At 73.9% G+C, this 12238-nt stretch carries 16 protein-coding genes and 1 pseudogene; 5 read left to right on the top strand and 12 right to left on the bottom strand.

The annotated features are described in order from the left end of the window. Positions 1–57 precede the first annotated feature (57 nt). The 11 genes and pseudogenes from ACEQ2X_RS22900 to ACEQ2X_RS22950 all read right to left on the bottom strand — a co-directional run. A pseudogene (locus tag ACEQ2X_RS22900) lies at positions 58–999 on the bottom strand (ROK family protein); the annotation flags it as partial. Next, positions 926–2023 carry a Vms1/Ankzf1 family peptidyl-tRNA hydrolase gene (locus tag ACEQ2X_RS22905; RefSeq protein WP_370328204.1) on the bottom strand — a complete coding sequence of 366 codons (1098 nt, stop codon included), beginning with the start codon at positions 2021–2023 and terminating at the stop codon, positions 926–928. The pseudogene ACEQ2X_RS22900 and the gene ACEQ2X_RS22905, both read right to left, overlap by 74 nt. Positions 2024–2042: 19 nt before the next feature. Continuing rightward, entirely contained in the window at positions 2043–2315 is a 273-nt protein-coding gene (locus ACEQ2X_RS22910) for a hypothetical protein (protein WP_370328205.1), read from the bottom strand. Positions 2316–2367: 52 nt separating this feature from the next. Next, on the bottom strand, positions 2368–3567 hold the full coding sequence (locus ACEQ2X_RS22915) for an ArsA family ATPase (RefSeq protein WP_370328206.1): 1200 nt from the start codon (positions 3565–3567) through the stop codon (positions 2368–2370). Continuing rightward, complete coding sequence (locus ACEQ2X_RS22920; protein WP_370328207.1) at positions 3564–3998, bottom strand: SRPBCC family protein; 435 nt, start codon at positions 3996–3998, stop codon at positions 3564–3566. The genes ACEQ2X_RS22915 and ACEQ2X_RS22920 overlap by 4 nt, the downstream gene beginning before the upstream one ends. A 77-nt stretch (positions 3999–4075) precedes the next feature. Next, complete coding sequence (locus ACEQ2X_RS22925) at positions 4076–4723, bottom strand: zinc ribbon domain-containing protein (protein ID WP_370328208.1); 648 nt, start codon at positions 4721–4723, stop codon at positions 4076–4078. A 5-nt stretch (positions 4724–4728) separates the two neighbouring features. Then, on the bottom strand, positions 4729–5421 hold the full coding sequence (locus ACEQ2X_RS22930; RefSeq protein ID WP_370328209.1) for a hypothetical protein: 693 nt from the start codon (positions 5419–5421) through the stop codon (positions 4729–4731). A gap of 45 nt (positions 5422–5466) precedes the next feature. After that, on the bottom strand, positions 5467–6381 hold the full coding sequence (locus ACEQ2X_RS22935; protein WP_370328210.1) for a rhomboid family intramembrane serine protease: 915 nt from the start codon (positions 6379–6381) through the stop codon (positions 5467–5469). Positions 6382–6464: 83 nt separating this feature from the next. After that, positions 6465–7247, bottom strand: coding sequence for a PIG-L deacetylase family protein (locus ACEQ2X_RS22940; protein ID WP_370328211.1), 783 nt, complete (start codon positions 7245–7247; stop codon positions 6465–6467). Next, the gene (locus ACEQ2X_RS22945; protein ID WP_370328212.1) at positions 7244–7414 is read right to left on the bottom strand and encodes a hypothetical protein; all 171 of its coding nucleotides are present in this window, start codon (positions 7412–7414) and stop codon (positions 7244–7246) included. Before ACEQ2X_RS22945 ends, ACEQ2X_RS22940 begins: the two co-directional genes overlap by 4 nt. A 14-nt stretch (positions 7415–7428) precedes the next feature. Further along, positions 7429–8286, bottom strand: coding sequence for an alpha/beta fold hydrolase (locus tag ACEQ2X_RS22950; RefSeq protein WP_370328213.1), 858 nt, complete (start codon positions 8284–8286; stop codon positions 7429–7431). Positions 8287–8360: 74 nt separating this feature from the next. Between ACEQ2X_RS22950 and ACEQ2X_RS22955 the strand changes: the two genes are divergently transcribed. After that, a complete protein-coding gene (locus ACEQ2X_RS22955; RefSeq protein ID WP_370328214.1) occupies positions 8361–9158 on the top strand; it encodes a chlorite dismutase family protein in 798 nt (265 codons plus the stop codon). Between the two features lie 100 nt (positions 9159–9258). Here ACEQ2X_RS22955 and ACEQ2X_RS22960 read toward each other — a convergent pair whose 3' ends face one another. Then, entirely contained in the window at positions 9259–9534 is a 276-nt protein-coding gene (locus tag ACEQ2X_RS22960) for an HU family DNA-binding protein (RefSeq protein ID WP_370328215.1), read from the bottom strand. 153 nt (positions 9535–9687) lie between these two features. Between ACEQ2X_RS22960 and ACEQ2X_RS22965 the strand changes: the two genes are divergently transcribed. The 4 genes from ACEQ2X_RS22965 (at position 9688) to ACEQ2X_RS22980 (ending at position 12236) form a co-directional block, all read left to right on the top strand. Further along, positions 9688–10434 carry an SGNH/GDSL hydrolase family protein gene (locus ACEQ2X_RS22965; RefSeq protein ID WP_370328216.1) on the top strand — a complete coding sequence of 249 codons (747 nt, stop codon included), beginning with the start codon at positions 9688–9690 and terminating at the stop codon, positions 10432–10434. A gap of 12 nt (positions 10435–10446) precedes the next feature. Beyond that, complete coding sequence (locus ACEQ2X_RS22970) at positions 10447–10893, top strand: hypothetical protein (protein ID WP_370328217.1); 447 nt, start codon at positions 10447–10449, stop codon at positions 10891–10893. A gap of 111 nt (positions 10894–11004) precedes the next feature. After that, complete coding sequence (locus ACEQ2X_RS22975; RefSeq protein WP_370328218.1) at positions 11005–11604, top strand: TetR/AcrR family transcriptional regulator; 600 nt, start codon at positions 11005–11007, stop codon at positions 11602–11604. Further along, positions 11601–12236 (top strand): HAD family hydrolase, encoded by a 636-nt coding sequence (locus ACEQ2X_RS22980; protein WP_370328219.1) that lies wholly within the window; start codon positions 11601–11603, stop codon positions 12234–12236. The genes ACEQ2X_RS22975 and ACEQ2X_RS22980 overlap by 4 nt, the downstream gene beginning before the upstream one ends. Positions 12237–12238 lie beyond the last annotated feature (2 nt).

Below are 12238 nucleotides of genomic sequence, written 5' to 3' on the forward strand. Positions count from 1 at the left end.
CGCCAGCAGCGCGGCGCCGACCATGCCGGCGTCGGGACCGAGCTCGGCCGGGACGACGGGCACCTCCGGTCGGTGCCCGTGGCCCATCACGTGCTCGGCCAGCGCCTGTCGGGCCGGTTCGAGGATCAGCTCGCCCGCGGCGGCCGCGCCGCCGCCCACCACGACGATCTCGGGGTCGAAGGCGTTGACCACGCTGGCGATCCCGACGCCGAGGTAGCGACCGACCGTCGTGAGGATCTCGACCGCGGGGGCGACCCCGTCCACCGCGGCGTCCCCCAGCGCCTCGGGAGTGGGCGGTTCGGATCCGTCGAGCGGCGTGCCGGCGAAGCGGCCCGCGGCGTGCGCGGCGGTGGCCATCCGGCGCATCGCCGTGCCGCTGGCGTAGGCCTCGAGCTCGCCCTCGACGCCGCTCGGTCCCGGTTCGCCGCCGATCTCGACGATGATGTGGCCGAGCTCGCCGGCGAAGCCGTGGGAGCCCCGCAGCAGCTCGCCGCCGATGATGAGGCCACCGCCGACGCCGGTGCCGAGGGTGAACAGCGCCATCGCCTCGCGGATGTCGCGTGCCGCGCCGACGGCGAACTCCCCCCACGCCGCCGCGCTCGCGTCGTTCTCGACGAGCACGTGGGGGTTCCCGAGCCGCGCGGACATCTGCTGGCCGAGGGGGTACTCCGACAGCGAGATGTTCGGTCCGTAGCGGGTCACCCCCTCCCGGGTCACGAGGGCGGGGAAGCCGATCCCGAGCGGCATCGAGGTGCAGTCCTCGCCGTCGCACAGCGTGGTGATCGCGGCGACGATCGCCTCGACCAGCTCATCGCCGTCCTTCGGGGTCGGCCGCAGGTCCCGGTGCTCGACGGTGCCGTCGGCGGCGACCAGGCCGCTCAGGATCTTGGTGCCGCCGACGTCGACACCGATGGCCTGGCCCACCTCAGAACCGCAGGAGCGCGGCGACGGGGTGGCCGTCGAGGCGGGAGGGGTCGCGGAACAGCTCGATGCGGGCACCGCCGAGCACGCACTGCTCGATGACCTCGTCGATCAGGTCCTCGACGGGGGTGACGGGCCCGCCGAACGCCTCGGCGTCCTGGGCGTGCAGCGTCAGCATGCCGGTTGCGGACTGGTACCCGGGCTGGCCCGCCCCCTCCACGACGAAGAGGGTCTCGACCCGCCGCTCATTGCAGGCCTCGAGGACGTGCCGCAGTCCGCGGGCGACCCGCTCGGACTGGCCGTCACCGGCGGCGAGCCGGTCGAGCAGCTCGCGGCGCCGTCCGGACACGCGCTCCTGCTCGACGGTCGCGAAGGCGTCGAGCAGCTCCTCCTTCGAGGGGGCGGAGGGGAGGGACACCTCGCCGTGCACGACCGCCTCGAGGTAGGGGTGCAGGGTCTTGCGGAACTGCTCGACCTCCTGGTGGGGGCCGGCCAGGACGAGCGCGTCGAACGCGTCGTCGGTGTGGACCTGGCGGAACGCCTCGGCGGCGTCCTTGAAGTGGTGGAGGAGCGCGTGCTCGATGTTCCGCGCGAACCGGGCCTGGGACCACCCGCCGGTGTCGTGCTGGCCGGGGACGTCGGAGTCGATCTGGTGGTACTCGACCATGCGACCCAGGCGGTAGCGGAACAGCCGGGCGGAGTCGCGCTCGATCAGCGCCAGGCCGATGTGCATGTGGCGGCCGAGCATCGCCTGCAGCGGCACCACGTAGGGCCGGTCGTTGACGCGGGCGATGTTGCGGAACGGCTCGGCGGTGTGGATGCGGTCGAAGATCACGCCGCCCGAGGCGAACAGGCCGAGCCCCTTCACGCCCTCGCGGTTGAAGTCCTCGCCGACCCAGCGGCGGATCGCCTCGGCGTCTGCGGCCACCGATCCGCCGTCGTCGCCGGCGACGGCGTCGCGGAGCAGCGCCTCCAGCCGGGCCTCGTAGTCGGCAGCCCGCGGGAACCGGGCCCCGTCGGTGTTGAGGAAGACCGATGTCACGGGGTCGTCCGTCACCGGTCTACTCACCAGTGCCTTGATGCCGCTGGCGGTCAGCTCCATGCGCAGAACCCTCCGATGATCAGTCGATGTGTACCCGCGTCAACCTATCGTTCATGACCGCCTGCGCGCGGTCCGACGCCTCGACGTGCCCCTCGGCGACGACCTTCACGGCCAGCGCGAGCTCCCGCGCGGCGGCCAGGAGGTGGGCGGTCACGTCGGGGCGCGAGGTGCCGACGGCTTGCAGCACCACGCAGATCGGGCACAGCTGGCACTCGGGGCTGCCGCCGAACCCGTGGGTGTGCGGGCGCGAGGTCGCCGACTGATCGTGGCCGGCATCGGTCGGGTCGCTCACAGGGTCGTCGAGTCTACGGGGCCGGCCCGGACGCGGCGGTGGCGGCGACCGGTCAGCGGGGCAGGTCGCGGGAGCGGCCGGCGGGCCCCGTGGGCCGGAAGCTGACGCGCAGCCGACCGTCGGCCAGGCCGGCCCCGGTGATCGCGCAGCGCCGCAGGGCCGCGGGCAGCAGGATCGACCGGGTGTAGCTGCCCACCTTGACGTACAGCTCGTCACCGCGGTGGAACGCGTCCACCTCCCCCTTCGCGACGAACGGCAGCGCGACGGTGAGCAGCCAGCCCTCGTCGGTCGGCTCGAAGGTCAGCGGCGACCCGACGTACAGCAGCTCGTGCGGCTTGGCCTCGACGTAGACGGCGGCGGCGAGCTCGCCGAGGCGGTCGATGCCGACCATCTCGTCGTCGAACAGCGGGGCGGTCAGGAGCGGCACGTCGCCGAACCCGGCGCGGATCTCCTCGAGCTGCTCGGCCTGCCGCGTCCGCCAGGTGTCGAACCAGGGGTCGGTGACCGCGTCGGGCAGCAGCCGGTTCACCACGACCGCGTCGACGTGGTAGCCGAACAGCGACAGGTACGTGTAGGTGCGGCGGGCCTCGGCGACGACCATCCGCTCGGGGTTGGTCACGAGCCGCACCGAAGTGGTCTCGGTGTCCGCCAGCAGGTCGCGGACCTCCTCGAGGTGGCGGTAGAGGCGCTCGACGCTGCCGTGCAGGCCGTCGGCGGGCAGCGGCATCGACGTCATCTGACCGAGCACCGGCCGGACGACCCGGGCGACCTTCCGCTCGATCGGGAAGATCCGCTCCATGTACCAGCCGAGGGCGTCGGGCAGGCTGAGCAGCCGGAGGGTCTCGGCCGTCGGGGCGCAGTCGACGACGATCACGTCGTAGTCGCCGCTGGCGGCGAACCGCTGCACGTCGATCAGGCTGAAGATCTCCTCGAGGCCGGGCAGGACGCTCAGCTCCTCGGCCTGCACCTCGCCGATGCCCGACCAGCGCAGCAGCGCGATCAGGTAGTCCTGGATGTCCCGCCAGTTGTCCTCGAGGCGGGCTTGCGCGTCGAGCTGCACCGCGTCGAGGCCGCCGACGACCTCGACGGGGTCCGGGCCGAGGGGCACGTCGAAGCTGTCGGCCAGGGAGTGCGCCGGGTCGGTCGACATCACGAGCGTCCGCAGCCCGGCGCGTGCGGTGGACAGCGCCGTGGCCGCGGACACCGACGTCTTGCCAACCCCTCCCTTGCCGGTGAAGAGGAGGACCCTCACGACTCGGCGCGCTGCTTGATCGCCTTCAGCGAGTCGGTCACGGTCTTCTGGGCGATGCGCTTGCGGACCATGCCGGGGAGGGGGACGTTGCTCTGCACCTCGAGGGTGTAGGTGAGCGTGGTCGTCCCGTCGCCGTTGTCCTCCATGTCGTAGGACCCGTCGTTCTTCGAGATCATGTCGCCGTCGACGAGGCGCCAGTCGACCCGGGTGTCGGTGTAGGTGTAGGCGAGGGTCATGTGCACGGTCAGCCCCATCGAGCTGAGCGCGAAGCGGACCTGCTTGGCCCAGCCGTCGTCGTAGGACTCGAGGACCTCGGCGCTCTTGAACTCGTCCAGCCAGTCCGGGTAGGACTCGTAGTCGCCGACGACGTCGTACACCGTCGGCAGGTCGGCGGCGATGGTGATCGACTCGGTCACGCTGTCGGTGGCCACGTGGGGGTCCCTTCGTCGTCGCGGCGGCGCTGCGATGAGCCGCCCAGGTGCTCGGGACATGCTACGGGGGCGACGGGTCAGATCAGCGCGCCGAGGCCTCCGAGGACGATCACGCCGACCGTCACGCCGATCACGAGGTACATGAACCGCCGGGCGTCCAGGCGGGGCGGCCGGCCGGCGCGGGCCGCGTCGAGGTCCCCCGGGCCGGTCACCCAGATCGTCGACATCCCGACGACGAGGGGCGTGGCCGCGAGCAGCCCGGCGGTGCCGCCGAGGGCCAGGGCGAACGCGCCCAGCAGCCACAGGGCGGCGATCCCCATCCGCGCCGCGCCCATGCCGGCCTGCCCCGCGGCCAGGTGGCCGAGGCCGGGGAGGAGCAGCTCACGTCGCCGTGCCGCGGCCCAGTCGACGTCGGGACCCGCCCCCTCCTCGGCGTCCATCCGGGCGCCGCAGACGTCACAGCTGAACGTGGTCGAGGGGTTGGTGGTGTCGCACACCGCGCAGCGCCAGACCATCTCGCCGTCGACCGAGGCGAACCGGCCGACCGCCACCGGCCGTGCGGTGCTCGGGGCCGTCGGGGAGGCGGGGCCGGGCTCGTCGGGCTCCGGGCGTCCGGGCTGCGCGGGGTCGGGGTCCTCCCGCCGGGGCGCGTCGAAGACCTCGTAGCACTGGCCGCAGAACCGCGCGCCCTCGGGGTTGGTCGCCCCGCAGCTCGGGCAGCGCACGCCCGCTACCCCGCCTCGTCCTGCTGCGAGGCCGCCGCCTCCACGAGCTTCGCCTCGTGGGCGGCGACCTGGCCCGACCCGCTGCCGCCTCCGGCGTCACCGGCTCGCCCCCCGGCCTCATGCTCGGCCGCCGCCTCCACGAGCTTCGCGTCGTGGGCGGCGACCTCGCGGGCGCAGGTGGCGAGCTCGGCGGCCTGGTGGGTGAGCAGGTCGGGGTGCGGTTCGGCGCCGGGGGTGCGGCCGCGCTCGAGGCGGCGCTTCAGGTCCGTCATGCCGGCGCGGACCGCTGCGCGGTGCGCCACCAGCCAGCGGCGGGCGTTCCCGTGGGTGAGGCGTCCGCGGATGAGGTGGTTGACGACGACGCCGTCGGTGCCGTCGAGGTGGAACCACTCCGCGGTGCCCTCGAGGTCGCCGGAGATCGACAGCTCGACCCCCTTGTCGCGCGGCCTGATCCGGTCGACCGTGATGACCAGCTCCTGGCGGGCGGCCCCTCGGCGGGTGAGCGACGCGACGGCGGGGATCCGGGGCGGGGGTCGGAGGTGCACCTCGAAGCGGTCGCCGCCGAGCGGCGTGACGTCACAGCCCGGCCACCAGGTCGACCAGCCGGCGATGTCGCACACGACGGCGTTGACGGTGTCGCGGCGGCATCGGATGAACACCTCGTCCCATGCCTCGACGTCCCGGTTCTCGGTCTTCACGGCCCCGATGGTAGAGGAGCCCCTCGGATGCCCCCTGCAGCCGGGTCAGGCGACGAGCGCGACGAGCAGGCTGGCCACCAGCACCGCGCCGGCGATCAGGCTGCGCACCGTCCGCTGCCCGTCGGCGTCGGGTCCGGTCCCGGCCTGCGTGGCGACGGCGCGCCACGCGGCGATCATCACCGCGCCCGCGACCAGCCCCCCGAGGTGGGCCTCCCAGGCGATCCGCGGGATGATCAGCGGCAGGGCGAGGTTCAGGAGGAGGAGCGGCAGCAGCTGGTTCAGCCCCGCCCGGCCCGCCGGGGTGTGGCGCGACAGGAACGCCGAGGTCACGTAGGCGCCGAAGAGCCCGAAGATCGCGCCGGACGCGCCGATGGCGGTGCCCCCGTCGTTGGTCAGCTGGAACGCGAGGCCGCCGGCGGCGGCCGACGCCGTGTAGAAGAGCAGGAACGGCACCGACCCGAAGCGCCGCTCCAGGTCCGGACCGAACACGAACAGCGCCCACATGTTGAACAGCACGTGGAAGAACGAGCGCGGGTCGTGCACCAGGGCGGCGCTGACCATCCGCCAGACCTGGCCGTCCTCGACCGCGGCGACGCCGTGCGCGAGCGGCTCGGCCACGGGTTGCCAGGCGGCGGGCGCGAGGAACCCGAGCACCCCGATCGCCGCGGTGACGTACAGGATCGCGCGGACGACCGGCGCGCCGTCCAGTCCGCTCCGACCGCGGATCTGCGCGGCGTTGACGACCCGGCTGCGCCCGGTCGGGGCGGCGCACTCGGGGCACTTCTGCCCCACGGCCGCCTGCCGGGTGCAGTCGACGCAGATCGGCCGGCCGCAGGACGAGCAGGCCAACCGGGTGGGCCGGTCGTCGTGGCGGTAGCACGTCGGCACCGGCGCGGGCGACGGCATCCCGAGCGCGCGATCCTGCGGCTGGGGAGGGGGGTAGTTGGACCCGTCGACCACGTCTGCCAGCCTGCCACGTGCCGTCCACGGCCCCCTCCACCGGGTTGGCGGGGTGCGGTAAAGCTTCCCCCAAGCCCCACTCGTCAGCGCAGGAGGGCGCGGTACTCCCCCAGCGGCAGTGCGAGGAAGCCCTCGGCGAACCCGCGGCCGCCCAGGGTGCCGCTCGCGCTGCGATAGGCGGCCAGACCCGAGGCCGAGCGGACGTAGTCGACGGTCTGCAGCGCCGTGCGGTACTCCGCGAGCGCCGCCTGCTTCCGCGCGAAGACCTCGACGACGTCGACCAGGACGGTGACCGGCCCGGGGGCCCACACCTCGTAGCCGAACACCACGACGTCGTCTCCCAGGTCGCTCGCGACCAGCCCGTCCACCGCGGCGCGGGGGTCGGGGTGGGGATCGAGGGGGGACGGCACGTACACCGTGGCGACATCACGCCCGTGGTCGGTGATCAGCTGCGCGACCGCATCCACCTCCTCGGGCAGGCCGCCGTCGGGGAGGCGGGCGAACGTCGGCGTCGCCTCCACCCCCAGGTGGCGGAGCGCCCGTCGCGTCTCCGCCTCGCGGACCGCGGTCACGTCAGCCCCTCCCCCGGCCGTCGCACCGCCGGAGGTCAGGACCAGGACCCGCACGTCGTCGCCGTCGTCGGCGTGGCGGGCGAGCGTCGCCCCCGGCCCGATCGCCTCGTCGTCGGGGTGCGGCGCGACGACCAGGACCGGCCCCCCAGGCGGTCCGGGCATGAGCGTCGGCCCGTGCCCCGCACGCGTGGTGAGGGACAGGGCGAGCTCGCGGGCCTGGGGCGGCAGGCCCGTGAGCACCCCACGGCCCGCCATCCGGACGCGGCGGCGGATCGCGCGGATGCCAGGGGTCACCGGTCCTCCCCCGGCCCGACGTCCGGCTTGACCAGGCCGACCCGGGCCGCCTCGGGCTGGAGGGGGTCGGTGACCTCCGGGCCGAGGTCGTGGTCGGTCCGCAGGTGGTCGGCCAGCATGGCCTTCAGGTCGAAGCGCAGCGGGCAGTGGGGGCACTGCAGGGCCATGGCGGGATCCTCCGTCAGGTCGTGGGCTGCTCGCCGGGACCGGCACCGTCCGCCGCCGCGAGGAACGGGACCAGGACGTCGAGCAGGCCGGTGGGGTTCTCGGTCGCCGGGGAGTGCAGCGCGTCGGGGACCACGGCGTACCGCGCGGTCGGGATCCGGTCGGCCAGCATGCGCTGCTCGCGGGGCCGCCAGGTCCGGTCGCCCTCCCCGTGGCAGACCAGCACCGGGATGTCGATGCCGTGCAGGAACGCCCCGAGGGGCATCGCGGTGATCAGGTTGCGCCCGACCCCGACGACCGCGTCGGGCGACATGGCGAGGAAGCGCTCTCGGACCAGCGCGTCGCGACCGTCGACCGCGCCACCCCCGGCGCCCTCGCCGGCCTCGCCGCCGAGCACCGCCCACGCCGCGTCCATCCCGCGATCCCGTGCGGTCGCGGCGACCCGCTCGACCATCGCCCGCGCGTCGTCCCCGAGGGCACCCAGGCCGGTGCCGAGGAGGGTGAGGGACCGCAGCCGCTCGCTCGCCAGGTAGGCCACGCGCTGGGCGACGAGGCCGCCGTGGCTGTGGCCGAGCAGGTGGACCTCACCGAGGTCCATCGCGTCCAGCAGACCGAGGACCCAGCGGGCGTGGGCTGCCAGGCCCCAGTCGTCGTCGGACGGCGGCGGGCAGCTGCCGTGCCCCGGCAGGTCCGGCACGACAACCCGGCGGACGGCGCCCAGCGGCTCCACGACGTCGACGAAGTCCTCCTTCGAGCCCGTCCAGCCGTGGAGCGCGACGAGCGGCGTCGCCCCGACTGCGGCTCGGTCGCCGGCCGGCACGTCGATGCATGCGGGCGCGACCTCGCCGATCGGGGTGTGCGCGGGGGCGGACATCACCTCGAAGTGTGCCGTACGCCCGGGCGCTGGCAGGATCTCTCCCACTGCCCGCCACCCGAGAGGGACCTCTGATGCCGACCGTGCCCAGCCAGGGCTGGGGTGTCCTGCACCTCTTCTTCCACTTCCGCCGCGCGATGCTCGAGGACCCCGTCCACGCCGGCGGGGACTTCATCCAGCGCATCACCGAGCTCGACGGTCGCGAGGGCTACCAGGTGATCGCCTTCAGCGTCCTCGGGCAGAAGGCCGACCTCGGGCTGATGGTCCTCGGCCCCGACCTCGACGTCCTCGACGCGTTCGCCACCGAGCTGCCGAACAGCCCGCTCGGCGCGGGGCTCGTGCCCGCCGCGAGCTACGTCAGCCTGACCGAGACGAGTGAGTACACCTCGACCGGCGAGGACGAGCGCGCGCGCCTGGTCTCCGAGGAGGGGATGGATCCGGACGACCCCGAGCTCGAGGCCCGGGTGCAGGCCTTCGACCAGCGCATGGCCACCTACGTCGAGCACAAGCTGCACCCGAACCTCCCCCGGACCCGCGTCATCGGCTTCTACCCGATGAGCAAGCGCCGCCTGCCGGACGCCAACTGGTACGAGCTCGACTTCGCCGAGCGCAAGCGGCTGATGGGCGGCCACGCCCGCGTGGGCCGCGGCTACCGCGGGCGGGTCACCCAGCTGATCACCGGGTCCACCGGTCTCGACGACTGGGAGTGGGGCGTCACCCTGCTGACCGACGACCCGGCGACGCTGAAGGAGATCGTCTACGAGATGCGCTTCGACGAGGTCAGCGCCCGCTACGCGGAGTTCGGCCCGTTCGTCACCGGCCTGGTGATGGAGCCCGACGCCCTGGTGCGGCGCCTCGGGCTGTCGCCGTGACCGCCGTCCGCGGGACCGCGAACCCGATCCCGGACACGACGAAGGGGCCCTCGCGGGGCCCCTCCGGTCATCGCGGTGCGCGTGTGCGCACCACCGGCGCCTACTTGTTGACGGCGTCCTTGAACTTCTTGGCGGCCTTGAAGCGCGGGGTCTTCGAGGCGGCGATGTCGATCTCCTCGCCCGTCTGCGGGTTGCGGCCCTTGCGGGCGGCGTTCTCGCGGTGGTCGAAGTTGCCGAAGTCGGTGACCGAGACCTTCTCGCCCGAGGCGACCGCGTCGGTGATCGTGCTGACGATCGCGTCGAGCGCGGTGTTCATGTCGCTCTTGGACATGCCCGCGGCGTCGGCCGCGGAGGCGATGAGCTCTGACTTGTTCATGATGGGCTCCCTCCCGTGATGGGTGGTCGTCGTGGTGGATCCTGCGCCGGTGGGCAGGAAGCGGACCCTGCAAGCTGGTCTGGCCCGCGAGTCGACGCGCTACGTTGCCCGCCGACGGCCCGTCTCGCAAGCACCCTCGACCATATCGGTCGTGTGGTCGTCCTCGGCGACTCGCTCTCGTTCCACGGTCCAGAGGGCCCTGTCCCCCTCGCCGACCCGCGCCTGTACCCGAACGTCCTCGGGGTCGAGCTCGACCGCCTGACGGGTCGCCCGTGGGCGGTGGAGGTGTGGGGCCGGGCCGGCTGGGGCGTCCGGGAGCTGTGGCTCGCGCTGCAGAAGGACGTCCACCTCCAGCAGCAGCTGCTCATCCCCGCCGACGCGGTGGTCCTCGGCATCGGCTCCGCCGACCAGCTCAGCGTCGCGGTGCCCCGCTGGGTGGTGATGGCGCTGCCGTACCTCCGGCCGACCGGGCTGCGACGGGCGCTCCGCCGCCGCATCGACCACGTCCACCCCGCCCTCACCCGGCTGACCGGCGGCCGGATGCGCTACACGCCGCCGTCGGTCATCCGCCACGCCTGGTCGAAGTCGGTGGACGCGATCCGGCTGTTCGCCGGCGAGGACGTGCCGCTGGTCGCGGTGCTGCCCGCGGCGCACCGGACCACCTACTACGGCGGGATGACCACCCACCACGTGGGCACCCACCGGCTGGTCGCCGAGCTCGCCGCCGCGAAGGACGTGGCAGCCGTGGACCTGGCCGCGCTCACGCGCGACCGGCTCGACGAGCTCAACGTCGACGGCGCGCACTGGTCCTGGGCCATCCACGCCGACGTCGGGACCGCCATGGCTCGCGCGCTGGCGGCCCAGCTGCACCCGGCGCCGGGCGCCCGGACCCCGGCCTAGGCTGGAGCGGACGTGGAGCTGCTCGTGCCCGTCGTGTTCCTGATCCCCCTCGCCTTCCTGGGGGCGCTGCTCGGCGTGTGGATCTGGGCGCTCGTCGACGCCCTGCAGGTGCCGGCCGACATCTTCTACCGATCCGGCGCGAAGGTGATCTGGGCGGTCCTGATCGGGGTGATGGGTCCGATCGCCGCCGTCGTCTACCTGGCGGTCGGCCGCCCGGACCGTGCCACGCGCGAGTGGATCGCCGCCCAGCAGGCGGCGGGCGTCGACCTGCGGGTCTACCGGGTCTACGACCAGGGCGTCGCCCGGCCCCAGCCGCCCTGGCCGTCGCAGCCGACACCCCCATCGCCTCCCCCCGGTTGGGGACCGGCCCCTCCCCCGTGGCCACCCGGTGATCCCGGCCGGCAGGGCGGTGCGCCACCGGGATACCCGCCGGGGCCGCCGCACGCGCCCGGGAGCTGATCACCGGCGCCGCCGCGCCGCCTACACTCCTCGAGCGGCCGACCGACGGCCGTCGTCGACGAGCGGAGCCACGCGATGGGTCACGTGCCGCCCGACCGGGGAGCGCCTGCGGTGCGCGCAGGTCGCGGGGTCGCCACCCGGCGGACCCTCGTGCGGGCCGCCCTCGACCTGTTCGCCGACAAGGGCGTGGAGGAGACCGCGGTCGACGAGATCACGTCGGCCGCCAACGTCGCCAAGGGCACGTTCTACGTGCACTTCCAGCGCAAGCAGGACGTGCTCCTCGAGTGGGCCGCCGAGCTGGTGGAGGCCATCGACTCGAGCGCCCTGCCCGACGACGACGCCCCCGCCGCGCTGCGGGCGCTGGGCCAGCAGGTCGCCGCCCGGATGGAGGAGGGGCCGCGACGCCTGGTCGGCCGGGTGGTCCGTGAGATGGTGGGCAACTCCGGCGACTGGTACCGCGTGCTCGGGGACCGGGAGACGCTGTGGTCGCGGATCATCCCGATCGTCGAGCGGGGCCAGGCGGCCGGGACGATCCGGACCGACATGAGCCCCCTCCGCCTGTCGATGGCGTTGACCATCCTGTGGCTCGACAACGTCGTCGGGTGGGCGGAGCGCGAGAACCCCCGTCCCCTCCCCGACGCCGTCGCGCTCTCCACCGATCTGTTCCTCGGCGGCGCCCAGACCCCGGTGGCCGAGCGGGCGGAGGGGTGACGGGGGTCCGCTGGGTCTGCCTCGACATCGGCGAGACCCTGATCGACGAGACGCGCGTCTGGACGACGTGGGCGCAGGTCCTCGACATCACCCCCCTGGTGCTGCACGCCGCGATGGGCATCGCGATCGCCCAGGGTGGCTCCTACCCCGAGGCGCTCGTCCGCTTCGCGCCCGACTGGCCGGACCGGGTGCCGGAGTTCGAGGCCGCGTTCGGCGGCTTCACCCCCGCTGACCTCTACCCGGACGCCCTCGACGCCCTCGAGGACCTGTCCGCCGCGGGGTTCGGGGTCGCCGTGATCGGCAACCAGCCGGCGCCCCGGACCGCGCAGCTCCGGGCGATCGGGGTCCGACCCGACGTGATGGCCATGTCCGACGAGCTGGGCGCAGCCAAGCCCGATCCGGCGTTCTTCGCCGCCGTGCTCACCGCCCTCGGCGACCCGGCGCCCGATCAGGTCGCCTACGTCGGTGACCGGGTCGACAACGACGTGACAGCCGCCCACGCCTGCGGCCTGCGCACCATCCACCTGCGACGCGGTCCCTGGGGCCTCCTCGGCCCCCAGGACGATGGCACCGCCGACGCGGTGGCCGACGACCTGCACGCCGTCGTCCGCACCGTCACCGCCTGGAGGTGACG

Source organism: Euzebya sp., assembly GCF_964222135.1.
Taxonomy (GTDB): domain Bacteria; phylum Actinomycetota; class Nitriliruptoria; order Euzebyales; family Euzebyaceae; genus Euzebya.